Source organism: uncultured Marinobacter sp. (assembly GCF_947488835.1).
Lineage (GTDB): Bacteria > Pseudomonadota > Gammaproteobacteria > Pseudomonadales > Oleiphilaceae > Marinobacter.
Window position 1 is genome coordinate 1,597,921 of sequence record NZ_CANLBK010000001.1, and the last position, 23,755, is coordinate 1,621,675.

The following is a 23,755-nucleotide window of genomic DNA, read 5'->3' on the forward strand; positions in this document are numbered from 1 at the left end:
CTTCGCACCTCGTATATCAACGCCCCCAAGTCGGCGCCAGCATCCCCTACCACCTGCCCTCCAACCGCACTCCGTTCTCGACGAAACGAGCAGCACCAGAAACTTTTGTATAATTCGTGCCATACCCCGGAATACCACCCACGCCCGAAGCCTTCCAATCCTGGACGGTTCGCTTCGTTGATATCCCCAGTACCTTCTTTAGCTTCGGGTTATCATCTAGCGACATTCCTTTTCTGACGACTTTACCAAACGTGAAGTCCAGCTTCGTAAACAAACGTTGGCGCTGCTCAAAGAACTCCGGATGGCTCAGCTTTCCATGCTTTCGGAAGGTCTCCTGGTGCATGACCTCCTGGCTTACCTGCAGGGCAACACTCGGTTGCTTAATCCAGGATTGAGACGTTCATAATTATCCGGTTTAGCAGACGCATCGCCATGGATCTACATCAACTCCCAATAACCACCGACCCAGTACCAATCGTCACACCACCACACGTAATAGCCCCGCCGGTTACAGCGGCAGGCATTCCATTGATGAGCACAGTGCCAGACCCAGCTGCTATAGCCCGAGGATGTGGAGGATGTTTCGGTTTGGAGTGCGGCGCCAGTGGATCGCCCACACGGGCTACTGGCTTGCCATCAATCAGTACATCGGGGGAGCTGGCGAGTACCGGTGTGGGAGGGAAGCCCTGGTGGTCAGAGCCCAAGTCTCCGAGAAGCACTACTGGTTTGCTCATATCGCATCCTTTGCGTTGTTTTCATCCGTGATCGCGCATTATAGCAATTGTTGTATGGTTTCGTACTCACGCTCTATTTTGGCGTGTGAGTCGTCTCTCAGAAATGCTGCGATCTTCTTGCCCACCAGCGGCACATCGCAGCGCACACTCAGGGTTACATGATTGGTACAGGTGTCACCTGAGCCTTCCAGCTTCATCATGCCTTTGATTTTTGCCGGCACACCTTCAACGTGAACACGGAATTCGCAATGCCATTCACTGTCACTTTTGCGAAACCAGTGTTCTTCCTGCCGAACGTGATTCCACTCGCGATGAAAATGAGAGAGAAAGCCTGGCACCTCCATTGAGGATGTCATCTGTCGCTCAACAACCAGTTTTGCTGTGGATTCGCTATTCTCCAGCTCCGCCACACGCACATTGCGGGAGCCCAACAAGGCGTTTTTCTCAAGGATATGATCCTCGCTGAAGAAGGCCCCGAGCACTCGCTCAATGCCTGCCTGATATGGGTGGGTTAATTGAACTTCCATCGTATACGCACCTCTGTTTTATTATGCGGGAATTGTCAGGGGGCAGCCTGGTGCGTGCATTGGCCTATCGGTCGATAAGCATTAGCATAGTAGTCAGTTGTCGCTGTTAACTGTATTATTGCTCAAGGTTAACAGCCGGCACATTACTTGTTCAGAACCATCGCCTTACCGGAGACTCTCTATGCGCAATGCCGACCTCATCGCCCGCGGCCTTAAATCCGTTTGGCATCCCTGCACCCAGATGAAAGACCACGAAACCATTCCTCTGGTGCCCATCAAGCGCGGCGAAGGTGTTTGGTTGGAGGATTTTGAAAACAACCGGTTTATCGACGCAGTCAGCTCTTGGTGGGTTAACCTTTTTGGCCACGCCAACCCCAGAATAAACGCCGCCATCAACAAGCAAATTAATGAGTTGGAGCATGTCATCCTGGCAGGCTTTACCCACGAGCCTGTGGTCAATCTGTCTGAAAGGCTGATCGAAGTAACTCCTGATGGACTGAATAAATGCTTTTACGCTGACAATGGATCGTCAGCCATTGAGGCTGCGCTCAAGATGAGCTTTCATTTCTGGAAGAATCAGGGCAAACCCAGCAAAAAGAATTTTGTGAATTTGAGCAACAGTTATCACGGCGAAACCCTGGGTGCTTTGGCATTGGGCGATGTGGCTTTGTACAAGGACACCTACCAGCCTCTTTTGATGGAAGTTCTGACGGCACCCTCACCCGACGCCTACAACAAGGAAGAAGGCGAAACCGACGAAGCTTACGCGCTGCGCCAGTTTGAGGCCATGGAGAAGCTGCTGGAAGAAAAGCACGAAGAAATCTGTGCCGTTGTGGTGGAGCCTCTCATTCAGTGCGCCGGCGGCATGCGCATGCATCACCCGATTTACCACACGAAATTGCGCGAAGCGTGTGACCGCTACGGTGTGCATTTGATTGCGGATGAAATCGCCGTCGGTTTTGGCCGCACCGGCACCCTGTTCGCCTGCGAGCAATCTGGAATCACTCCGGACTTCATGTGTCTTTCCAAAGGCCTGACTGCTGGCTACCTGCCACTCTCCGTAGTGCTGACCACCGATACCGTTTACAACGCATTTTACGACGATTACGAAACTCTGAAAGCCTTTCTGCACAGCCACAGCTACACCGGAAACCCCATTGGCTGTGCCGTGGCACTGGCCACTCTCGACATCTTCCGGGATGATAACGTTATTGAAAACAATCGCAGACTCTCGACCTGCATGGCTGATTCCGTCGCTCACCTTGCTGATCACCCCAATGTGGGTGATATCCGCCAGCACGGAATGACGCTGGCGATAGAAATGGTGAAAGACAGGGTCTCGAAGACCCCCTTCCCCTGGCAGGAGCGCCGGGGTGTTCGGGTTTATCAGCACTCTCTCACGCGTCAGGCCTTGCTTCGTCCCCTGGGTAATGTGGTTTACTTCATGCCGCCTTACGTGATCACTGAAGATCAGATACGCCATCTGGCTCAGGTTGCGACCGAAGGCATCGATATAGCCGTTAGAGACTGATCAAGGTACACACCCATGCGCATCCCCAGAATTTATACTGACTCGCCCTTGAGCGAAGGCTCTCACGCAGATCTGGATGAGAATGCTGCCCAGCATGTCGGCCGGGTGCTGCGCATGCAGCCTGGGCAGGCTTTGAGGCTGTTCAACGGGGATGGCCAGGATTACCCGGCAACCATCACGGAAGCCGGGAAGAAGCGTGTTGAAGTGCTTGTAGCGGCACCCGAGCCCAACCATACCGAATCTCCCTTGCAGATTACCCTTGGACAAACGTTATCCAAAGGTGATCGCATGGATTATGCCATTCAGAAAGCGGTGGAAATGGGGGTGTCGCAAATCGTGCCGCTTACCACTGAGCGTTGTGAAGTAAAGCTAAAAGGCGACCGGGAAGACAAGCGTTTGCGCCAATGGCAGGCGATGGCCATAAGCGCTGCAGAACAATGCGGTCGTGCTCGCATACCGGAGATCCTGCCGGTTATGACCGTGGCGCAATGGCTGGAACACAGCCGTACCTGCGACTTGCGGCTGGTTCTGCATCACCGCACGGAACAGTCGCTGGGCTCTATGGCCAAGCCTGCCAGCGTAGCCCTGATGATCGGGCCCGAGGGAGGCCTCTCCGCTGATGAAATTGCCCAGGCGGAGAAAGACGGGTTCTTGCCTGTGGCTCTCGGTCCGAGAGTGCTTAGAACAGAGACAGCACCCGTTGCCGCCATGGCTTTGTGTCAGTGGCTATGGGGTGACATAGCAAGCTAGATCATTCCGCCATCCCGGACGGGCTATTAGGTCATTGACAGCCGCGCACCTTCCAAACATGCTTCAACCCGCAGACACAAACAAAAAAGCGAGTGCACCCTCCGGATGACAAGCCTGTTAAACAACCCTGAATTCTGGCAATACCTCAGTATTCCCGTTATTGCCGCCCTGATTGGCTGGATCACTAACTGGCTGGCCATCAAAATGACCTTCTTCCCCCTGGAGTTTATTGGCAAACCTCCACTGCTGGGCTGGCAGGGCATCATTCCATCAAAAGCCGAGAAAATGGCCGCCATCGCCGTAGATGCCACCATTTCGAAAATCGGCACTGTGCGGGAAATTTTCGAGCAGATTGACCCAAAGGTACTCGCCGCTCACATTGTCCACTCGGTAGAGCCCCGCATCGAAGAATATGTGGATGAAATGATGCTGCGGGAGTACCCGACATTCTGGGAGAACCTACCCGCTTCCGCTCGAAAAATGGTCTACGACAGGGTTCGCAGGTCCACACCGCAACTCGTGGACAACCTGGTCGACGATATTGCCAACAACATCGAAGATCTGCTCGATATCAAAACCATGACCATCGAAAAATTATCAGCCGACAAACAGCTTCTTAACCGTATTTTCCTCGAGTGCGGCGATGCAGAGTTTCGTTTTATTGTGAATTCCGGCTTCTATTTCGGCTTCCTGTTCGGCCTTATTCAAATGGCTGTCTGGTACGCTTACCAAAGCTGGTGGGTACTGCCGTTTTTCGGTTTGCTGGTGGGCTGGGCAACCAACTGGATTGCACTGAACGTTATTTTCCGGCCGCTCCATGCCAAAAAGATTGGCCCATTCAATATTCAGGGTCTATTCCTCAAACGGCAACCGGAGGTGGCCCAGTCGTTCTGCCACATCATCACCCACGAAATCCTCACGGTTGGCAATATCATCGGCGCCATAATGGAAGGCCCCAAGGGTGATCGCGCACGCAACATGGTGAAAAAACACATCAAACCACTGGTGGATGAAACCGCGGGTATGGGCAAAGCGCTAACCCAAATGGCATTCGGCCCAACCGGCTTTGCCACTTTGAAAAACCAGGTGGGCGAAAAGGCCATCGAGATATCAAAAACATCCTTTAACAACCCGATGTTTCAAACTGACCGAGCCCGGGCGGTTGAGGCCATTATGGTGGAGCGAATGATTGCCCTGTCATCGGAAGAGTTTCAGGATTTGCTCCGCCCGTGCTTCCAGGAAGACGAAATCAAGCTGATTCTTGTGGGCGCATTTCTTGGTTTTTCGGCAGGTGTCTGCCAGCTCATTTTTGTATTCGGTGGGGCAGTGATCTAAATAGTTTACTGGCAGCAACGGTTTGGCCTGTGCAATGCAACAATGGCCCCCTATACTGCAAGTTGCAGGCACGTACAGTTTCACGACTGATTCACTCGGAGGCATTGGATGCCAGGCTTCTTTTCCTGGATAGCAGGATTTTTTAAAACCGAACAACCGTCATCTCCTCCGGCTCCTGAGGCGCGGCTGTTCAATCCTGCGAAAACTGCTGAGCCCACCGAATCAGTCCAGACCGCACATAGCCTGACGATGCAACTTGAAGAAAACCTCTTCTGCTGGCTACTCGATACCGGCCCCTCCAAGCTGCGCGATGAACAATCGTTATCCGAACGCGCTCTTCAAGAGCTCGAATACCGCCTCTCGAACAGAAAAATGAAAGAGCTGCCACGGCAGCCCATGACGCTTCCCATGCTTATGAGAGCGCTATCTGATGAGTCCGGCGACCGGCAGAAGCTGAGTCAGATTATTCTGGGTGACCCCGCCCTCACCAATCAGATACTGCAGATTGCCAACAGCCCTTATTTCCGCACCGGCGATCACACCATTGAATCCGTCGACCAAGCTGTATTCATCCTTGGCATTGATGGTATACGGAACGTGATTTCAGCGGCCGTTATGCGCCCCATGATGGCGGCCCGAAATAGCCGGGAAGCACTGTTTGCCCAGCGTGCCTGGCAATGGGGCCTTACTTGCGCTCGAGCAGCAGAGTTTATAGCAAAACTTCGTGGGGAGGATGCAAGCACATGCTTCACCGTTGGTCTGCTACCGGCACTATCCTATATTACCCTTCGCAGGGAGCTGCAGCATATCTGCAAGGCTCAGCCTGGCGCCGGGGAACCAGATATGGTGTTGATTCGCACAGCGCTGGCACGCTACCAGTGGGTAGCGGCTCAGATGATTGCAAGTGAGTGGGGGCTTCCACCCAAGTACCACGCGTACCTTTTGTCTGCAGAACGCCCAGCGCCGGCTCGGGACGGAGCAACACTGGTGGATGGTATGGTGCTAGGCAGCCGTGAAGTATTGCGCCATGCCCACCAACGCAACCTGCCTGAAGAAGACCTGGAGAAAATCATAAGTCTTAACTCTGAACAGACAGGCCGCGTGCGCGCAGCCTTGAAAGCCGCGCTCAGCGAAGGCGCTCGGGGCTAACTTCTGCGGCAATGCCATTTTTGAGCAAGGCAGCAAACGTGGTGGATTCATTCTCCCGCTCGCCTTTGAGCAATTCAGGGGGAAACACCGGAGGTAGCCGATCAACTACGCGATCCTCGTCATGGCGCACGGCTTTCAGCACATCCCCCACCGTAATAAGGTCCAACGCCCGCCCCGGCACCAACTGATCACCCTGGCGTCCAGCAAGCGTGAGCATGCCGGCACGAATCAGCTTGTCACTTACGCCTCGCGTAACCTCTCCCGGTACTCGTAAGGATTGCTCCAGAACCTCCTGCTGCGGTGCTTTGCCGCCCTCACTGAACGGGCGAGCCACCAGCCACATCATCGCCAAGGCAACCTTTTCCTGAAGCTCCGGAGACAGTTGAACATGACTGCGCTTGGCAACCGAACCCGGGTTTTGCAAGTAGAACGCCAGGCTGGCGCCCAAAAGCAGAATCATCCAGTTCAGGTATATCCAGGTCAGCATGATAATGCCGATCGCAAAGCTGGAGTATATCGCTGCGTACTTGGCAGAACCTGCGACAAACGACGCAAACAACATTCCACCAGCTTGCCAGGAAACCCCGGCCACCAGGCCGCCAATAAACGCATACCGTAGCTTTACGCGGGTGTTGGGCATAAACACATAGACGAAGGTGAAAGCGCCCACTACAAGAAAGAATGGCGTAAAGCGGCTGACGACAAGAATCAGTGTGCCAAACGGCTCAATGGCGATCAGAGTCTGAACAAACGATGAAGAGAAGATCGTCGCGCTTACGCCAATTGCCGACACCATCAAAAGTGGCCCGACCATGATAACGCTCAGGTAGTTACTGAACCTCTGGGCCACGGAACGCATTTCTGGCACCCGCCAGATCATATTGAACGATCGCTCTATTTTCTGCACCAGCGACACCACAGTGTATACAAGCAGCGCCAAGCCCACGGAGCCCAGCACCCCCACCTTCATGTTGTCGACGAAGCCAAGTATGCGCTCCGCCATCTCAACGCCTTCAGGCCCCATGGGCTGAAAGAACTGAAACAGAAAAGGTTCCATGCGCTGATGCACACCCAGCGCTTTCAGCACCGAAAAACTCAAAGCCAGCAGCGGCACAATGCTTAGCAGCGTGGTGTATACCAGGCTCATGGCATGCAGGGTTAACTGGCCGCTGACAACATCACGTATGAGTGCATAAATGGAACGCCCGGCCTTGTATAACAGGGTCCAAGGCCAGGTTTGCGGCGGATTCGGGTTTGCAAGAATCCATGTCTCTGCTGCCTGGAGTCGTTCTTTGAATTGAAAGGAGGCCACTTAACGTCCTGTTTTATCTGATGCAACGAGAAAGTACCCTCAACGGATACGAAACGGAATCAGTATGGCCTACTTTTCTGTTTTAAGGAAAACAGGCTACCAGGAAACCGACTTGTCAGAACCCCGTTTGATGATGGGGGTTTCACCTTCCCAAATCGCCAGGCCAGACGCCAGTTCTGTCAGGGACAACTGGATGTAATACTCCACCTGCTGCTCTTTTCCGACTTTGTGGTTACGCTGGAGAATCTTTCCAGAAAGGCTCAAGTCAGGCGCTTGAAGCGTGCCTTTGCGCTGCACGCCAGACTGATCAAATTCTTCAGAATCACGCAATTCACGCGCCTTCATATTCATTTCATCTTCCGCACCGTTGAGGCCAACAGCGGTAGTGGTCACAACCTTGCCAGAGCGTAGCAATGACACACGAATCTTTTTGGTGAGCTGGTCGGTATCAATGCGCTGCATGGTGTCGTTGGTAATACGGCTTACCACCATGATGTAACGGCTGCCGTCCGGGTTGTTCACGGCACCGCTGGAAAGCATATCCTCTACAGCGTCGGTTGCCGCTTTTTCAAAGTCCCGGTAATCCATGGTCATTGCTACCGGGCCATCGTCTGCGGCCGGATCAATATAACGGGTGGGCGCGGCACAGCCGGCCAAAACGGCAATACCGGCGGAGATGGCGAGGGCACGTATCAACATTGGTTTTTCCTTTTATTTAGGTTCACGAAGATGTAACTGGAAGCTGGTGGCACGGGCATGCGGAGCCGTCGCTTTAAAATAGCGGGTCTGGCCAGTTAGCAGTGTCGCTTGGCGGTAGCTCTCGCCGACACCCTTCACCACCATACCGACGTCGTCGAACCAGGTGACCTTCCACCCCAGCTCAGTGTGTGATCTCGCTTCCACAGCAAATTGCACCTGCAGTAGGCTGCCGCCATCGGGCAGTGTCAGCCTCGATTTAAAGAGTTCTGTCACATCTGCGGTATAGACCACTTCGGGATCGACCCTCAGTTCTTGTCGGTCGATCATAGTACTGTTGGTTTCTGGTTGAGTGGCACAGCCCGCCAAACCAAGAACCAGCATGCTGGCCAAGAATAACGATTTCATAACGAACATCCTGTTTTTCTGGTGTATTGAACTACTTGATCCGGAAAACCCGTCAAGGTTCATGCTCCTTGGGAAAGCGTGCAAACGTCGCATTCGTTTTACCCTGCAAATCCATGATTATGACCGTTGCCGGTGCCTGTGAGGTCGGTTGCTTAACATACACCAGGGTAAAGGGCTGTTGTGGAATTTCCAGGTTACCCAATGCCTCACCCCGATGGCCCAACAGTGTCAGACGCCCATTGTCCGGGCGGTCAATGCGAGCGGCCTGCCAATGGTTGGGCAATGCCTGCCAACTGCGCAAATCAGCCTGGGTTGTTGCAATAGTTAACACGGTCGCGAAAAGCTGCCCTATTGGGCCGAACTGGTCAGCAGCTTCCTTTTGCAGAACCGCCTTGCCAATCGCCGATGTAACGGCCCGGGCCAACACACCCGGAAAGCGCTCTTTCATTTCGGTACGAAACACCTTGCCCATATCCGAAATTCGTTTAGTTCGTACCACCTGACCAGCTGCGTCTGAGACACCAATACTTCCAGGTATAGCTGAGCGTTCAGCGTATTCAGGCAAGGCAATACCAAAATAGGCCGGCACTTGCTGGTTGCCCTGAAGCAACAATAAAGGCACATCGAGGCGCGCTTCCCGAAGCACCGGTCCCAACCCGTTTTCATACACAACCCACACCTGAGAAGGCAAGACTGCCCGACTCAGGGAACCGGAGGCAAGGTCAATCGCCAAATCTGCATCGGCTCGCAACACCGCGCTTTGCGGGCTCATTTCAGCCACCCGTTTGAGTGAGGTGGCAGCACGTTCGTAATCAGCGCCGCCTTCGGCATTTGCCAGGAAATAGATGCCATGGAGCCAGGTGCTTGCAGGCACAATAAATTCGGGGAAAACCGACCAGGTCGAGGATGATCCGTAGCGATTCTGAACCGCCGACTGAAAACTTTTACTGTCGAGGCTGCTTTGAACCATAGAGGCTTTTTTGTTTCCGCTCAGGGCCTCATTTTTCAGCACTGCTTGCTGCTCCGCGATTTCTTTGCGGAAAAAGTCGACGGCGCGGCGGGTACGATCATTGGCTCTATTAAATTCCACTCTGGCGTAGTCATTATTGCCCTCAGCCAGAAAAGCCAGTGCTTTATAGGTGTTGACCAGAACCGCCTCAGACATCAGCGCCTTGTAGTCGCGCTCGGAGTCGTTAACCATCACCGCCATCAACCCTTCCACGGTGTTTTCAAGCAGCCCTGCCGTGTCGAGGTTTTTCATTCCCTCTTCCGCCAGATCATAAGCCGCTATAGATTCACTGTTGCGATCGGTCAGGCGGTACATTTCACCCTGATGCAGCAATTCGAGCAGGTGCGCCTCGGCATCCACTGGCTTGTTTTCGGGCTCGCTAAAGCTCACAGCCTTCAGTGCGGAGCGGTAGTCTCCAGTAGCATAGGCTGAGTTGAATAAGGCCAACTGGTCACGATGCTGTGCTGTAGAACATCCTGAAAGGACGGCCGCCGCAATGACTGCAAAAACCACGTGCCAAGGTTTTATCAAACCGTCATACCTTGCAAACCATAGCCCCCTGTCACCCTCTATCGCCCCCTGCCCGCTGATCCATCAAGAAGCCGATGCAAGATTATGCGCGGTAATCTCTACAATCCGCTGCCGCGCTTCGCGACTGGCCCATGCTGAGTGCGGGGTAACAATCAGATTCGGAATTCCATCAACGAGTAGCGGGTTGCCGTTTCGCGGCGGCTCTTCCGTCAACACATCAAATCCGGCGCCTCCGATAACACCATTGCGAAGTGCGTCGGCAAGCGCCTGCTCGTCTACCAGGCCACCACGGCTGGTATTTATCAGCAAGGCATCCGGCTTCATCAGCTGTAACTCACGGGCACCAATCAAATGTCGGGTTTCATCCGTGAGCAGGCAGTGCAGCGAGAGCACGTCTGCCTGTGGCAGCAACTCATCAAGCGGTATCCGCGAGTAGCCGTCAACCTCCCCCGCCGCCTGCCCGGGGCGAGCACCGACCAGTATCCTCATGCCAAAGGCTTTGGCCCGCTCAGCAACCCCCTGCCCCAGGTCGCCATAGCCGATGATACCCAGAGTTCGGCCTTCCAGCTCCAGGATCGGATGGTTCATCAGGCAAAACATGTCGCTTCTTCCCCAGCGCCCTGCCCTCACATCGCGATCATAATCCAACAGGCGAGTTGCCAGTGCCAGCATCAGTGCCATAGTGTGCTGTGCCACCGTTGAACGCCCGTAATTCGTAACATTAAGCACTCGAATGCCGTGATCTTTTGCCGCCTTCAGATCCACGTTGTTCAACCCGGTGGCGACAACAGCAATGGTTTTCAGCTCCGGGCATTGTTCGATATGCTCCCGGGCAAGCACCACCTTGTTCACCAACACCGTATCAAAGCCCCGAATTCGCTCAAGCACGTCACCGGGTGATGTCGCGCCATGCTTCACCAGGCCGCCGGTAACCCGCTCAATGGGGGTCAAATCTACATCGTTGCCAAGGGTTGTGGCATCAAGAAACACGGCTTTCATAGGTTTGTCCTTCGTCAATATGCGCAAAGATTAGGGTAGACTGAATCAAACGTCCAAGTAAGGGAGCGACAACCATGGAACATGACTTTTGGCACGAACGCTGGAGCAAAAAAGAAATCGGCTTCCACGAAGGCTCCGTGAACAAATACCTGTACGACCACTGGCCCGAACTCTCTGGCGGCGGCACCGAGGGTGTTTTGGTGCCTTTGTGCGGCAAAGCCCACGATATGTGGTGGCTGCATGATCGCGGGCACCCGGTCATCGGCGTAGAGTTGAGTGAAATCGCCTGCAAGGATTTCTTTGCTGAGGCTGGCGAGAAGGCCATGGTGCACCCAAGCGAGCCATTTACCACCTTCGCGCACGATAGCCTGCAACTCTGGTGTGGTGATTTCTTTCAACTGGTGCCAGCGGACCTGCAACACATCCGTTTGGTATATGACCGCGCGGCTTTGATCGCCTTACCCCCCTCAATGCGCAAGGCCTATGTAGACCATCTTACGGCCATCATCCCCGATAACACTCGTATTCTACTCATTACTTTGGATTACAAAGCAAGCATCACCGGGCCGCCATTCAACGTGAGCGATGATGAAGTTCACGAGCTCTACCGCGATGACTATGACATCAAGCGTGTTCTTACCAACACCCTTGCCAGCGACAATCCGTTCACCAAACGTAAAGGCCTTGCCAGTGCTACGGAGAGTGTTTTCCAGCTTACCAAACGCTGAGGCTGGAGCCTCGGCAATAACACAATTTAATGAACCTTAACCATTTACTGCCTGTCCAACTTGATGACCGTGAACTAAGCTCAGGTTGAGCAGGCCGAAACCCGACACAGATCGCGGCCGGCCGTAAATGTTGATTCCATCCACCCATAACCAAAACGAATCGCCTGCATGGCGACCGTAACTCCAACGGGGAAATTGCGTGTATTAAAAGCTGAAAAACAGCGAGCGAGGGGCTACCCATGAGCATACTGCAGCAGTTTAAAAACCGGTATGAGAGCACCCAGGAAGAAGAATACAGCCTCGAGGAATATCTCGAGATCTGCAAGAAGGATCCAACGGCCTACGCCACGGCCGCAGAACGATTACTGATCGCCATCGGCGAACCCGAATTTGTCGATACCTCCCGCGACACCCGCCTGTCGCGCATCTTTTCCAACAAAATCATCAAGCGATATCCGGAGTTTTCCGAGTTCTATGGCATGGAAGAAGCTGTAGAGAACATAGTGTCTTTTTATCGGCACGCAGCTCAGGGCCTGGAAGAAAAGAAACAGATCCTTTACCTGCTGGGGCCGGTTGGCGGCGGTAAATCTTCATTGGCGGAAAAACTCAAATACCTGATGCAGAAGGTTCCCTTCTACGCCATCAAGGGTTCCCCGCTTAACGAATCGCCCCTCGGGCTTTTTGACCCGGCAGAAGACGCTGCCATTCTGGAAGAAGAATACGGAATCCCCGCGCGCTACGTGAAGAACATTATGTCGCCCTGGGCCGTCAAGCGCCTGCACGAGTTTGGCGGCGACATTGGCCAATTCCGTGTTGTGAAAAAGTACCCCTCTGTTCTGGACCAGATTGGCGTATCGAAAACAGAACCGGGTGATGACAACAACCAGGATATTTCAGCCTTGGTGGGCAAGGTGAACATCCGCATGCTGGAGGATTACTCCCAGGATGATCCGGATGCCTACAGCTTCAGTGGCGGCCTGTGCAAAGCCAATCAGGGCCTAATGGAATTTGTGGAGATGTTCAAAGCGCCCATCAAAGTGCTGCACCCATTGTTAACCGCAACCCAGGAAGGCAATTACAACACCACCGAGGGCATGGGTTCGGTGCCATTCGATGGCGTAATTCTGGCTCACTCTAACGAGTCGGAATGGCAAACCTTCCGCAACAACAAGCACAACGAAGCATTTCTTGATCGGGTGTATATCGTCAAGGTGCCTTACTGCGTGCGAGTTACAGAAGAAATCGAGATCTATAAAAAACTGCTGAAAAACAGCTCTCTTGCCGGCTCACCCTGCGCTCCCGACACACTGGATATGCTGGCTCAATTTTCAGTGCTTTCACGCATCAAGGATCCGGAAAACTCCAGCATTTTCTCCAAAATGCGGGTTTACGACGGACAGAACATCAAGGACACAGACCCCAAAGCCAAATCCATTCAGGAATACCGGGATGCCGCAGGCGTTAACGAAGGCATGGATGGCCTATCGACCCGGTTTGCGTTCAAGATTCTCTCCAAGGTGTTCAACTTCGATACCACTGAAGTGGCCGCCAACCCGGTGCACTTGCTGTATGTGATTGAAAAGCAGATTGAACAGGAGCAGTTCGCACCGGAAATTCAGGAGCGCTACCTGCGCTTCATCAAGGAATTCCTGGCCCCACACTACGTTCAGTTTATCGGCAAGGAGATCCAGACGGCCTATCTGGAAAGCTACAGCGAATACGGCCAGAACCTGTTTGACCGCTATGTGACCTATGCCGACCTGTGGATTCAGGATCAGGAATTCCGGGATCCGGAAACCGGTGAGATTCTCGACCGCTCCTCTATCAACGAGGAACTGGAGAAAATCGAAAAGCCGGCTGGCATCAGCAACCCAAAAGATTTCCGCAACGAGGTGGTCAACTTTGTGCTGCGGGCACGAGCCAATAATCAAGGGCAAAACCCTTCCTGGCTCAGCTACGAAAAACTGCGCAGCGTGATCGAGAAAAAGATGTTCTCCAACACGGAAGACCTGTTGCCGGTTATTTCATTCAACCCCAAAGCCAGCCAGGAGGATCAGAGCAAGCACAAACAGTTCGTCGAACGCATGGTCGACCGGGGTTACACGGAGAAGCAGGTACGCCTGCTGGCAGAGTGGTATCTGCGGGTTCGCAAGTCCCACTAGCAGGGCGGCAGGGCTGGAGATTCCAGCCGGCAGCTTTAGCCCCGAACGTGTAAGTGGAGTGTGAATTATGGGTATGACCCACATTGTCGACAGACGACTGAACGGCAAAAACAAGAGTGCGGTGAACCGTGAGCGGTTTTTGCGCCGCTACCGGCATCACATCAAGAAGGCCGTTGCTGAAGCGGTGCACCGGCGCTCGATAACCGACATAGAACGGGGGGAGAATGTCAGTATTCCCAAGCGGGATATTGATGAACCCGTTTTCCATCACGGCCAAGGCGGTCATCGCGAGATGGTGCACCCGGGCAACCGGGATTTTGTAACGGGAGACCGGCTACCCAAGCCGGAGGGCGGCGGCCAAGGTCAGGGGCAAGGCAATGCCAGCCCCGATGGCGAAGGCATGGATGAATTTGCCTTCCAGATTACCCAGGACGAGTTTCTGAACTTCCTGTTCGATGATCTGGAACTCCCGAACCTTGTCCGAAAGCAGCTCAAGGATACCGAGTCATTCAACTATGTGCGCTCGGGGTTCAGCACCCAGGGCGTACCCGCCAAGCTCGACGTTATCCGGTCGCTGCGTGGCGCCCATGCTCGCCGGCTGGGACTGGGTGGTGCCCGCAGGAAAAAAATCCGTGAACTTGAAGCTCAGCTTGCGGACCTCAAAAGCGCGCCTGCCGATCTGGACGCTGCCTTTAGCCACGACGATCAAATCCGGGTGCTTGAGGACGAAATTGCCCGACTGAAAGCCAATGTAAAACGCATCCCCTTCATTGATGAAATCGACCTGCGCTACCGACAGCACCTGAAGCAGCACAAACCGGCCACCAGCGCCGTCATGTTCTGCCTGATGGATGTGTCCGGTTCCATGACCCAGATGCACAAGGACACCGCCAAGCGGTTTTTCATCCTGCTGTATCTGTTCCTGAAAAAGAACTACAAAAAGATCGATGTGGTGTTCATCCGCCACCACACCAGTGCCAAGGAAGTGGATGAAGAGGAGTTTTTCTATTCCCGGGAAACCGGTGGCACCATTGTATCCAGCGCCCTGAAACTGATGCACAAGATCATCGACTCCCGCTACTCCCCTGCCGAGTGGAACATCTACGCAGCTCAGGCCTCCGACGGGGACAACTGGAACGACGACTCGCCCATCTGCGGCAAGCTTTTAACCGAGCGCATCCTGCCCTTGGTGCAGTACTTCGCCTATGTTGAGATTACGCCTCAGGATCACCAGATGCTCTGGCACGAATACGAACAGGTACAGGCGCAATTCCCCGCCAGCTTTGCCCAGCAGCAAATTGCTGATCCGAGCGAGATTTACCCGGTATTCCGCCGGCTCTTTGAGAGGAAAGCGGCATGAGCGATGCAATCGACCGCCCCAATGCACCGGATGATGAGAGCCCAGCAATTCGCAAACCGGTTTCCACCAGTTCGGAATGGACCTTCGAGCTGATCCGGCAATACGATGAAGAAATCGCCAAGTGCGCTGCCGAGTTCGGTTTAGACACCTACCCCAATCAGGTTGAGGTGATCAGTGCTGAGCAGATGATGGATGCCTACAGCTCTGTTGGCATGCCCGTTGGCTACAACCATTGGTCCTTCGGCAAGCAGTTTCTCAGCACCTCCAAAGGCTACCAGCGCGGCCAAATGGGCCTGGCCTATGAAATAGTCATCAACTCCAACCCCTGCATTGCTTACCTGATGGAAGAGAACACCCTGCCCATGCAGGCGCTGGTGATTGCCCATGCCTGCTACGGCCACAACTCTTTCTTTAAGGGCAACTACCTGTTCCGCACCTGGACAGACGCCAGCGCCATTATTGATTATCTGGTGTTTGCCCGGAATTATGTGTCCGAATGCGAAGAGCGTTACGGTGTGGATGCGGTTGAGCAGATACTGGATTCCTGTCATGCGCTGATGAATCATGGCGTTGACCGTTACAAACGGCCATCGCCAATTTCTGCAGCAAAGGAAGCCTTGCGCCAGGAGGAGCGGGAGGAATACCTGCAGCGCCGAGTGAACGATCTTTGGCGCACCATCCCGAAATTGGACGAAGATGAAGACCCGGTAAAACGCAAAAAGCGCTATCCGGAAGAACCCCAGGAAAACCTGCTGTACTTCATCGAAAAGAATGCGCCACTACTGGAAACCTGGCAACGGGAAATCATCCGGATTGTGCGCAAACTGGCGCAGTACTTTTATCCGCAACGCCAGACTCAGGTGATGAACGAAGGCTGGGCCACCTTCTGGCACTACACCCTGTTAAACAGAATGTACGAGAAAGGCCTGGTAACCGATGGCTTCATGCTGGAGTTCCTGCAAAGCCACACAGCGGTGGTGTACCAGCCGCCGTTCAACAGCCCCTGGTATTCCGGCATCAACCCTTACACGCTTGGCTTTTCCATCTTCATCGACCTGCGCCGAATCTGTGAAGCGCCCACCGATGAAGACCGTGAGTGGTTCCCGGATATCGCCGGCACTGATTGGGTAAAAACTCTTCATTTTGCTATGGCCAACTTCAAGGATGAGAGTTTTATACAGCAGTTCCTTTCGCCAAAAGTCATGCGGGACTTGCGGCTGTTTGCCATTCAAGATGACGACATGGAAGACAGCTACAAGGTAACGGCCATTCACGACGAGCCGGGCTACCGCGAACTGCGGGAGAAACTGGCCCGCCAATACAACCTCAGTTATCGGGAACCCAACATTCAGGTATGGAGCGTGGATTTACGCGGCGACCGCTCGCTGATGCTCCGGCATGTGCCGGTCGATAGAGTACCTTTGGGTAAAGATACAGAAGAAGTACTGCGCCATGCACACAGGCTCTGGGGCTTTGATGTGCATCTTGAAAGTGTCGACGAGGGTACGGTAGTCGAAGAGTATCATTGCCCGCACCCACCGCCATTAACGCCCTGACTGCTGCCTACCCCTGTTCCGCAATATCAGGAGCGGCTTTCGGAATAAGGCGCCGGCCATACATGGCAAGCAAGAACCCGATAGGAAACATCAGCACGCCATACACCGCAGCGGGAATAGACATGGCACTGGACTCCAGAAGCGTGAGCGTGACCATCAGGCCGATAGTGCCATTCTTAACCCCCAGCTCCACCGCAACAGCCAAGGATTCCCGCTGAGTCAGGCTCGCCGCCCGGCCTGCGAGCAAACCGATGAAAATACCCACCACATTAAGCAGAATCGTTGCAGGCCCTGCCTGCTTCAACAGATCCCATATTTCATCCCGCACGCCGTAAACGATGACAGCAATCAAAACCGCCAACACAACACCACCGAACACACTCACAATACTCTCTGCTTTGCGCGCCACCTCAGGTTTGCGTGAGCGCACCAGCATGCCGATTGCCACGGGAAACAGAACGATACCCGTCAACATGCCGATGGTTTTCCATACCGGCAATACAATGTCGTGCTCCGTGCCCATATAGAATTTCAGAGCGATATTGGTGAACAGCGGTAGCGTGAGAATGGTGATCAGGCTTGCGCTGACCGTCAGCACAATAGATAGCGCAATATTGCCCCGGGCAAGCAATACAAAGAGGTTGGACGTTGTTCCTCCGGGGCAGGCGGCAATAATAACCAGGCCCACGGCAATGGCTGGTGGCACTGCCAGCAGTGACGCAAGCGCAAACGCCACCAGCGGCATCAGCACGATTTGCGCCACAGTCCCGATGATCATGCCTTTGGGATAAACAGCCACCTGGCGAAAATCACGAAGGGTGAGGGTCATGCCTATGCCGATCATAATAATAAACAGCGCGAGCGGCAGACCTGCTGAGATAAGGGGACTGGATTCCACAGTGCCTCCGATGTTGTTGTTTTTATTAATTCAATAGTGTGAACCTACCACAAGCGTTCCACTTTCGGGAGCATGAAAGCAACAAAAGTCCGTAGGCGTGCCTTGCATTTTTTTCGCCAGGGTGATCGTCTGTATGGTCTGCAACCCGTATACTTGCAAGCAACAACTAAAAGTCTAACTTTGAAGCCCCTATTTTGGGCAGAGGTGCGCAAGGAATGAAACGCCTGGGAACACTGGATGCGTCGTGGCTAGCCGTAGAGACCGAAGACACCCCGATGCATGTCGGCAACATGCTGATCTTTTCTTTGCCGGAGGGTGCACCGGACACCTTCCTGCGCGATATGGTGCTCAGCATGAAGGAAACCGGGGAAATTGCGCCTCCCTGGTGTTCGAAACTGGCATGGTCCGGCGCGATCGGCCGGCTACTTGCGCCCGCCTGGAAGCACGACAAGAACCTTGACCTTGATTACCACGTTCGCCACTCAGCCCTCCCTAAGCCTGGTGGCGAAAGAGAACTCGGCATTCTGGTATCGCGTCTGCATTCCAACCCTCTGGATTTTGCACGTCCGCTCTGGGAATGCCACGTTATTGAGGGTTTGGAAAACAACCGCTTTGCGCTTTACACCAAAATGCATCACTCAATGATTGACGGCATCAGCGGCGTGCGCCTGCTTCAAAGGGTATTGAGCACGAACCCGGATGAACGCGGCATGTTGCCACCCTGGGCCATGCGCCCAGAAACACTGAAGCCCAGCAAGGGAGAGAGCAGACAAAGCGTTCCCTCTGTATTTTCTCAGGCGGTGGACGCTGTCAAGTTGCAGGCCGACATGGCTCCCACGCTCTGGCGTGCAGGCAACCGCCTCTTGCAATCCAGCCGCCACCCGGAAGAGGGCCTTACTGCCCCCTTTGCGGGGCCTGTTTCAAAGATCAATCACCGGGTAACCGGCCAGCGCCGCTTCGCTACCCAGCACTATCAACTTGATCGCCTGAAAGATCTGGCCCACGCATCCAAATCGTCCCTGAACGACATTGTTCTTTATCTATGCGGCACGGCGCTCCGGCGCTTTTTGATAGAGCAAAACGATCTGCCAACCACTGCTCTTACAGCGGGCATTCCTGTAAACATTCGGCCGGCGGATGATCAGGGCACGGGCACGGCAATCAGCTTCATGATCGCCTCTCTGGCGACAAACGAATCCGATCCGCTGACCCGTTTGCAGAGCATAAAATCGTCCACACACCAGGCCAAGGAACACCTGCAAAAGCTGCCCAAAAGCGCCCTCACCCAATACACTATGCTATTGATGTCGCCGTATATTTTGCAGCTATTATCCGGCCTTGGCGGTCGTATGCGCCCAGTGTTCAACGTGACCATCTCGAACGTACCCGGCCCTCAGGCGCCCTTGTATTACGAGGGTGCCAAGCTGGAAGCCATGTATCCGGTGTCGCTGATTGCACACGGAGGCGCGCTGAATATTACCTGCCTGAGCTACGCGGGATCGTTAAACTTCGGGTTTACCGGCTGCCGGGATACCCTGCCCAGCATGCAAAAACTGGCGGTGTACACCGGCGAAGCTTTGGATGAATTAGAGAAGCTGATACTTCCGCCCAAACGTAAGCCAAAAAAAGCACGGGCCGGCAAAAGCACGAAGCCTTGAATGGAATGCAGGCAGCTCTGTTTTCAGGGCTACCTGTCCCAGTGTGCCGCACCAACGAAGATAAGCTGAAGGAAGCGGCATGTCCGCTTTCTTATTTGTTCTATCTGATACTCGTCATCCGCCGACACACCAATTAGATCTGTAAGACTGAAGGCTACGCTGCGAACCACCAGATCGCAGGTCATATCCAGATCGCCATCGGAAAGGTGGTCCACCATTTTCAACCGCCGCAAATCGTTCGCCAGCTCGCTGGCAAAATACCGCATTTCACTGCGTATACCGTCCTGAATAGCCCGGCTCTCACCCGCCAGCCCCTGCGCCATGAACAAAAAATAACTGCGGTTTGCCTGGGCGTGACTGACAAAGATACCCACCGACTCTTCAATCAGCTTATCAGCCTGAAGCACGTTTTCACGTGCCTCCCGCATCATTCGTCGCAGCACTAACCCAAGCTCATCAACCAGCTGCAGCCCCAGATCATCCATGTTGCGGAAGTGCCGGTAAAAAGAGGTGGGCACCACACCAGCCTGACGGGTCACCTCGCGAATACCAAGGCTGGCAAAATGCCTGCCTTTTCCCACCAGCGTGAGCACAGCACTCATCAGCTTTTCACGGGTTTCACCGGGTTTGCGCTTTTTTCGTTCCGACATTGCCTGCCCACACTGCAGTTATCATTGAATCCAAGTAACAAGTGTACACATGCAAGGACTATAAAGCATCGGAGACTTGTCATATTGCGCCAAACAAACAGTGGCCGTTGTGCGCCCACAAACCGATGTGTACAGTCGTACACAACATGTGAACAAGTGTACACATTAAGCCAGGCCGCATAAGGAGAAAACATCATGCTGGCAAGACCCCCCCAAACAAGAGCTCTGCACTGGCTTGGACGGCAGCTTTTTAACCGGACTGATCCGGCTTCCTTCTTCGATCCACTGTTAGAGACAGTTGACCCCATGCTGGTGCAGGGTCAAACGCTCGCACGGGTTGAGCAAATAATTCAGGAAACCGCTGACACACGCACATTTGTACTGAAACCTGCCGCACGGTGGGCAGGCTTTCAGGCCGGTCAACACGTCAATATTTGCGTTGAGATCAACGGCGTCTTGCGTACCCGTACCTTTAGTCTCTCAAGCTCACCGGAGTTTTGGGCCAAACAAGGGCTTGTCACCCTGACCATCAAACGCCTGCCTGGTGGTCTGGTAACCAACTGGCTGCACGACAACCTGAGAGACGGTCAAGTGCTGGGGTTGGGCGAAGCTTTCGGCGATTTTCTACTGCCAGAAACGGCGCAGCCTGTGCTGTTTATTGCAGGCGGTAGCGGGATCACACCTGTTTTGAGTCATCTGGAAACCATGGCAGCCCAGGACTTCCGGGCACCGGTCACCCTGCTCTATTTCGTGCGCACCCAGCAGGACATCATGGCCTCCGAGCGGTTGCACGCTATTGAACGCCGCTACACCGCGCTGACCCTGAAAATCATCCCGACGGATGAAAGTGACAAGCCCCGGTATTTAAAAGGCCGGGACCTGGAAGCGGTGCCCGGGCTCAAAGCCAGACAGGTCTACCTGTGTGGCCCTATGGGCCTGATGGAGCTGGCCAACAAACAACTGCACGAGCATGGTGTTCGCGAAACGGATATCCACAGTACCTTCTTTTCTACTGCAGCTCCGGCACTGAACTCAGACCTTGCAAACCAGGCTCTTGGCGGCAAGGTGCAGTTTCGAAAGAGCAATCTGCAAGCCAGCTCCGAGGGCGATGCCAGCCTTCTGGAAATCGCAGAGGCCTCAGGCCTCGCTCCCCGCCACGGCTGTCGCATGGGCATTTGCCATCAATGCAGCTGTCGAAAAACCAGCGGCACCGTCATTAACAGGCTCACAGGCAAGGCCTCCGGACCGGGGGAGGAAAGCGTTCAGCTTTGTATATCCATTCCCCATGGCCCTGTGACCATCGAGATTTAAGGAGCAAAATATGAAACAGATGACCGAAGACCAGCTCCAGGAATTAGCGCAAGACCTGAACAGCATTCGGGATGAAATCGTCGCAGATCTTGGAGAGCGGGATGCCAACTACATTCGTCGAGTCATTCGATTGCACCGTGCTCTTGAGGTAGGCGGCCGGGTAATGATGCCATTTGGCTTTATCCCGCCGGTATTTGTGGCTGCAACGGTCTCATTGGGCCTATCCAAAATCATTGAGAACATGGAGATTGGCCACAACGTGATGCACGGCCAGTATGACTGGATGAACGATCCCACCCTGCACTCACAAACTTATGAGTGGGATACCGCGTGTTCATCCGATTCCTGGCGCCGCACGCACAATTACGAGCACCACACTTACACCAACATCATCGGCAAAGATCGGGACTATGGCTATGCACTGCTGCGCCTGAGCGATGATGAAAAATGGCACCCCGCCCACAGCCTGCAGTTTTTAAGCTACGTAATGCTCAGTGTTTTCTTTCAGTGGGGCGTAAGCCTGCATGAATTGGAGTTCGAGCGGGTAAGACGCGGAGAGATTCGCTTTCGCGACAAAATACCATTTCTGAAAGACGCTCTTCGCAAAGGTGGGCGTCAAGCGTTCAAAGACTATGTGTTCTTCCCGCTCATTACCTTTCCTGTGGCCCCCATCGTGCTCGCTGGAAACCTCGGCGCCAACTTGATGCGCAACCTGTGGTCGTCCACGGTGATTTTCTGCGGCCACTTCACTGAGGACGCGGAAACCTTCGATGAGGAAGAGTGCGAGAATGAAAGTAAAGGGCACTGGTATCTGCGCCAGCTTACCGGGTCTTCAAACTTCACAGGCAACAAATTTATACACCTGCTTAGCGGGCATTTGAGCTACCAGGTCGAGCACCACATCTTCCCGGACCTGCCGGCACACCGATACCCCGAGGTTTCCGAGAAAGTTCAGGAAGTCTGCCGTAAGCATGGCATCCACTACAACACCGGCAGCTTCAGGCACCAATACGGCACGGTCGTCAAAAGAATACTGAAATACTCGTTACCGGACCGGCTACGGATGCGGCTTGAGAGCCAACCGGCCTGAAACTGGCCGGGGTAGAATGACTGAAAGGAGGGTGATCAGGCGATTTGCAGCAGTTTTAATAATTGCGGTTGATGCTGATCATTCATGATGTCTTTCAATGTGTATTTGTCGAGCACCGAAAGGAATGCCTGCAGGGCTTCTCCGAATATGGGTTTAAGCCCACAAACTGGAGAAATTTTGCAGGTATTTTTGTCGGAATAGCACTCAACAATACTGAGGTCATGCTCGGTATCACGCACCAGCATACCTATGTTGATATCCTCAGGTGCCCTGTGCAGCCTCATACCGCCTTTTTTCCCGCGTACTGTTTCTATGTAGCCATTCTTGTTGAGCTGGTGCACCACCTTCATCAGGTGGTTTTTGGAGATGTCATAGCTGTCTGCAATTTCCTGGATAGTTGTCAGGCGATCCCCCTGCACCGTCAGATAAATCAGCACGCGAAGCGAGTAATCGGTGTAACGGGTAATATGCATTCAACACTCCGGTTATTCTATGAAAGCGATCAGTACGAAGGCCTGGTAAGCAAATAAGACGCTACGCCCGCGAGGAAAGTTCCCGAGATGGCCAAAACCACTGTAGCCGCACCCATCGCGAATAGTATTCCCCAGCTCAACGCCATCATGCCACACGCGAGCACTTTGGCCCTCAAGGGTATAACCCTATTCCGGCGCCAGTCTCTGATGGCGGGGCCAAACGACCGATGCTCCTCAAGCCAACTGGCAAATGCCGGGGAGCCCTTGCTCGCAAAAAACGCTGCCAGCAAAACAAAAGGCGTGGTTGGCAATAAAGGCAACACCACACCGATGGCGGCTAAACCTATGGATATATACGCAAGAACCCTGAAACCTGTTTTCCCGGGTCGCACGGTCATAGCGGGGACCTCAGCATTGCTCAATCTTTCACCTATTCTACCGTTTATCAGTGAACAGGTCTTCCCAAGCGACTTAAAAACACCAACCGAGCGACGTAGGATATTTTGATACCAACGGCAAACAGTAAGGTACCCACATGGGCCAGTACCTGAATCATCATGGGGAACCGGCCAGCCAGGGGGTACGCCATCAAGACTGTGGCAACCAACCCAATCAAAGACCAAACCATCGCACTATTGGCTCGAAACAGCAGTTTTTCCATTCTATTCTCCAGCAAACTATCTTTGGGCTTATGCCGCCAACTAGTAACATGTATTTTATAATCATGTTTCGAGCAAAAATCAATCACTTTCTGACTGAATCAAGAATCCCCGCACTATGCTTGCCGATACAGGGCGCCACCGGGCTTACCCCGCGAGGGGTATCTGATTCGGGGTTTGATTCTGCGATACTGGAGCTATACTCAATCCGTAAGCGTGCATTCAGCAG

The 23,755-nt window shown here is 53.7% G+C and carries 24 protein-coding genes; 11 read left to right on the forward strand and 13 right to left on the reverse strand.

Going from position 1 to position 23,755, the window contains the following annotated elements:
- Positions 1 to 46: 46 nt before the first annotated feature.
- The 3 genes from Q0824_RS07415 to Q0824_RS07425 all read right to left on the reverse strand — a co-directional run bounded on the left by Q0824_RS07415 (position 47) and on the right by Q0824_RS07425 (position 1,261).
- Entirely contained in the window at positions 47 to 343 is a 297-nt protein-coding gene (locus Q0824_RS07415; RefSeq protein WP_298448929.1) for a hypothetical protein, read from the reverse strand.
- A gap of 100 nt (positions 344 to 443) precedes the next feature.
- Positions 444 to 734 carry a type VI secretion system PAAR protein gene (locus Q0824_RS07420; protein ID WP_298448931.1) on the reverse strand — a complete coding sequence of 97 codons (291 nt, stop codon included), beginning with the start codon at positions 732 to 734 and terminating at the stop codon, positions 444 to 446.
- 38 nt (positions 735 to 772) lie between these two features.
- A complete protein-coding gene (locus Q0824_RS07425; RefSeq protein ID WP_298448933.1) occupies positions 773 to 1,261 on the reverse strand; it encodes a DUF2505 domain-containing protein in 489 nt (162 codons plus the stop codon).
- Positions 1,262 to 1,442: 181 nt separating this feature from the next.
- Between Q0824_RS07425 and Q0824_RS07430 the strand changes: the two genes are divergently transcribed.
- The 4 genes from Q0824_RS07430 (at position 1,443) to Q0824_RS07445 (ending at position 6,026) form a co-directional block, all read left to right on the forward strand.
- A complete protein-coding gene (locus Q0824_RS07430; RefSeq protein ID WP_298448934.1) occupies positions 1,443 to 2,792 on the forward strand; it encodes an adenosylmethionine--8-amino-7-oxononanoate transaminase in 1,350 nt (449 codons plus the stop codon).
- 15 nt (positions 2,793 to 2,807) lie between these two features.
- Positions 2,808 to 3,542, forward strand: a complete 735-nt coding sequence (locus Q0824_RS07435) for a 16S rRNA (uracil(1498)-N(3))-methyltransferase (RefSeq protein ID WP_298448946.1) — start codon at positions 2,808 to 2,810, stop codon at positions 3,540 to 3,542.
- A 105-nt stretch (positions 3,543 to 3,647) separates the two neighbouring features.
- The gene (locus tag Q0824_RS07440) at positions 3,648 to 4,877 is read left to right on the forward strand and encodes a hypothetical protein (protein ID WP_298448948.1); all 1,230 of its coding nucleotides are present in this window, start codon (positions 3,648 to 3,650) and stop codon (positions 4,875 to 4,877) included.
- Between the two features lie 108 nt (positions 4,878 to 4,985).
- Positions 4,986 to 6,026, forward strand: a complete 1,041-nt coding sequence (locus Q0824_RS07445) for an HDOD domain-containing protein (RefSeq protein ID WP_298448950.1) — start codon at positions 4,986 to 4,988, stop codon at positions 6,024 to 6,026.
- Here the strand turns inward: Q0824_RS07445 and Q0824_RS07450 are convergent.
- The 5 genes from Q0824_RS07450 to Q0824_RS07470 form a co-directional block, all read right to left on the reverse strand.
- A complete protein-coding gene (locus Q0824_RS07450) occupies positions 6,004 to 7,338 on the reverse strand; it encodes a YihY/virulence factor BrkB family protein (protein WP_298448952.1) in 1,335 nt (444 codons plus the stop codon). The genes Q0824_RS07445 and Q0824_RS07450 overlap by 23 nt on opposite strands.
- A gap of 96 nt (positions 7,339 to 7,434) precedes the next feature.
- Entirely contained in the window at positions 7,435 to 8,037 is a 603-nt protein-coding gene (lpoB, locus tag Q0824_RS07455; RefSeq protein ID WP_298448954.1) for a penicillin-binding protein activator LpoB, read from the reverse strand.
- A 12-nt stretch (positions 8,038 to 8,049) separates the two neighbouring features.
- Complete coding sequence (locus Q0824_RS07460; protein WP_298448955.1) at positions 8,050 to 8,442, reverse strand: YcfL family protein; 393 nt, start codon at positions 8,440 to 8,442, stop codon at positions 8,050 to 8,052.
- Between the two features lie 52 nt (positions 8,443 to 8,494).
- Positions 8,495 to 9,982 (reverse strand): hypothetical protein, encoded by a 1,488-nt coding sequence (locus tag Q0824_RS07465; RefSeq protein WP_298448957.1) that lies wholly within the window; start codon positions 9,980 to 9,982, stop codon positions 8,495 to 8,497.
- A 63-nt stretch (positions 9,983 to 10,045) separates the two neighbouring features.
- Positions 10,046 to 10,981, reverse strand: a complete 936-nt coding sequence (locus Q0824_RS07470; RefSeq protein WP_298448959.1) for a D-2-hydroxyacid dehydrogenase — start codon at positions 10,979 to 10,981, stop codon at positions 10,046 to 10,048.
- Between the two features lie 74 nt (positions 10,982 to 11,055).
- On the opposite strand from Q0824_RS07470, the gene tmpT reads away from it, so the two are divergent.
- From tmpT to Q0824_RS07490, 4 genes are all read left to right on the forward strand, one after another.
- A complete protein-coding gene (tmpT, locus tag Q0824_RS07475) occupies positions 11,056 to 11,709 on the forward strand; it encodes a thiopurine S-methyltransferase (RefSeq protein ID WP_298448961.1) in 654 nt (217 codons plus the stop codon).
- Between the two features lie 239 nt (positions 11,710 to 11,948).
- Complete coding sequence (locus tag Q0824_RS07480; RefSeq protein ID WP_298448963.1) at positions 11,949 to 13,871, forward strand: PrkA family serine protein kinase; 1,923 nt, start codon at positions 11,949 to 11,951, stop codon at positions 13,869 to 13,871.
- Between the two features lie 73 nt (positions 13,872 to 13,944).
- A complete protein-coding gene (locus tag Q0824_RS07485; protein ID WP_298449562.1) occupies positions 13,945 to 15,231 on the forward strand; it encodes a YeaH/YhbH family protein in 1,287 nt (428 codons plus the stop codon).
- A complete protein-coding gene (locus Q0824_RS07490; protein ID WP_298448965.1) occupies positions 15,228 to 16,787 on the forward strand; it encodes a SpoVR family protein in 1,560 nt (519 codons plus the stop codon). Before Q0824_RS07485 ends, Q0824_RS07490 begins: the two co-directional genes overlap by 4 nt.
- Positions 16,788 to 16,794: 7 nt before the next feature.
- Here Q0824_RS07490 and Q0824_RS07495 read toward each other — a convergent pair whose 3' ends face one another.
- Positions 16,795 to 17,685, reverse strand: coding sequence for a bile acid:sodium symporter family protein (locus Q0824_RS07495; protein WP_298448967.1), 891 nt, complete (start codon positions 17,683 to 17,685; stop codon positions 16,795 to 16,797).
- Positions 17,686 to 17,900: 215 nt separating this feature from the next.
- On the opposite strand from Q0824_RS07495, the gene Q0824_RS07500 reads away from it, so the two are divergent.
- Positions 17,901 to 19,343 carry a wax ester/triacylglycerol synthase family O-acyltransferase gene (locus Q0824_RS07500; protein WP_298448970.1) on the forward strand — a complete coding sequence of 481 codons (1,443 nt, stop codon included), beginning with the start codon at positions 17,901 to 17,903 and terminating at the stop codon, positions 19,341 to 19,343.
- Between the two features lie 29 nt (positions 19,344 to 19,372).
- On the opposite strand, the gene Q0824_RS07505 is transcribed toward Q0824_RS07500, so the two are convergent.
- Positions 19,373 to 19,993: a TetR family transcriptional regulator gene (locus Q0824_RS07505; RefSeq protein WP_298448971.1), complete on the reverse strand. Its 621-nt coding sequence runs from the start codon at positions 19,991 to 19,993 to the stop codon at positions 19,373 to 19,375.
- 195 nt (positions 19,994 to 20,188) lie between these two features.
- Here Q0824_RS07505 and Q0824_RS07510 point away from each other — a divergent pair, with 195 nt between their 5' ends.
- Positions 20,189 to 21,304: a ferredoxin reductase gene (locus Q0824_RS07510; protein ID WP_298448973.1), complete on the forward strand. Its 1,116-nt coding sequence runs from the start codon at positions 20,189 to 20,191 to the stop codon at positions 21,302 to 21,304.
- A 10-nt stretch (positions 21,305 to 21,314) separates the two neighbouring features.
- Entirely contained in the window at positions 21,315 to 22,394 is a 1,080-nt protein-coding gene (locus Q0824_RS07515; RefSeq protein ID WP_298448975.1) for an acyl-CoA desaturase, read from the forward strand.
- 35 nt (positions 22,395 to 22,429) lie between these two features.
- Here the strand turns inward: Q0824_RS07515 and Q0824_RS07520 are convergent, their stop codons facing one another.
- The 3 genes from Q0824_RS07520 to Q0824_RS07530 are packed head-to-tail and all read right to left on the reverse strand — an operon-like array spanning position 22,430 to position 23,528.
- Positions 22,430 to 22,867 carry an Rrf2 family transcriptional regulator gene (locus Q0824_RS07520; protein ID WP_298448977.1) on the reverse strand — a complete coding sequence of 146 codons (438 nt, stop codon included), beginning with the start codon at positions 22,865 to 22,867 and terminating at the stop codon, positions 22,430 to 22,432.
- A gap of 29 nt (positions 22,868 to 22,896) precedes the next feature.
- The gene (locus Q0824_RS07525; RefSeq protein ID WP_298448979.1) at positions 22,897 to 23,265 is read right to left on the reverse strand and encodes a YbaN family protein; all 369 of its coding nucleotides are present in this window, start codon (positions 23,263 to 23,265) and stop codon (positions 22,897 to 22,899) included.
- 47 nt (positions 23,266 to 23,312) lie between these two features.
- On the reverse strand, positions 23,313 to 23,528 hold the full coding sequence (locus Q0824_RS07530) for a hypothetical protein (RefSeq protein WP_200368886.1): 216 nt from the start codon (positions 23,526 to 23,528) through the stop codon (positions 23,313 to 23,315).
- Between the last annotated feature and the right edge of the window lie 227 nt (positions 23,529 to 23,755).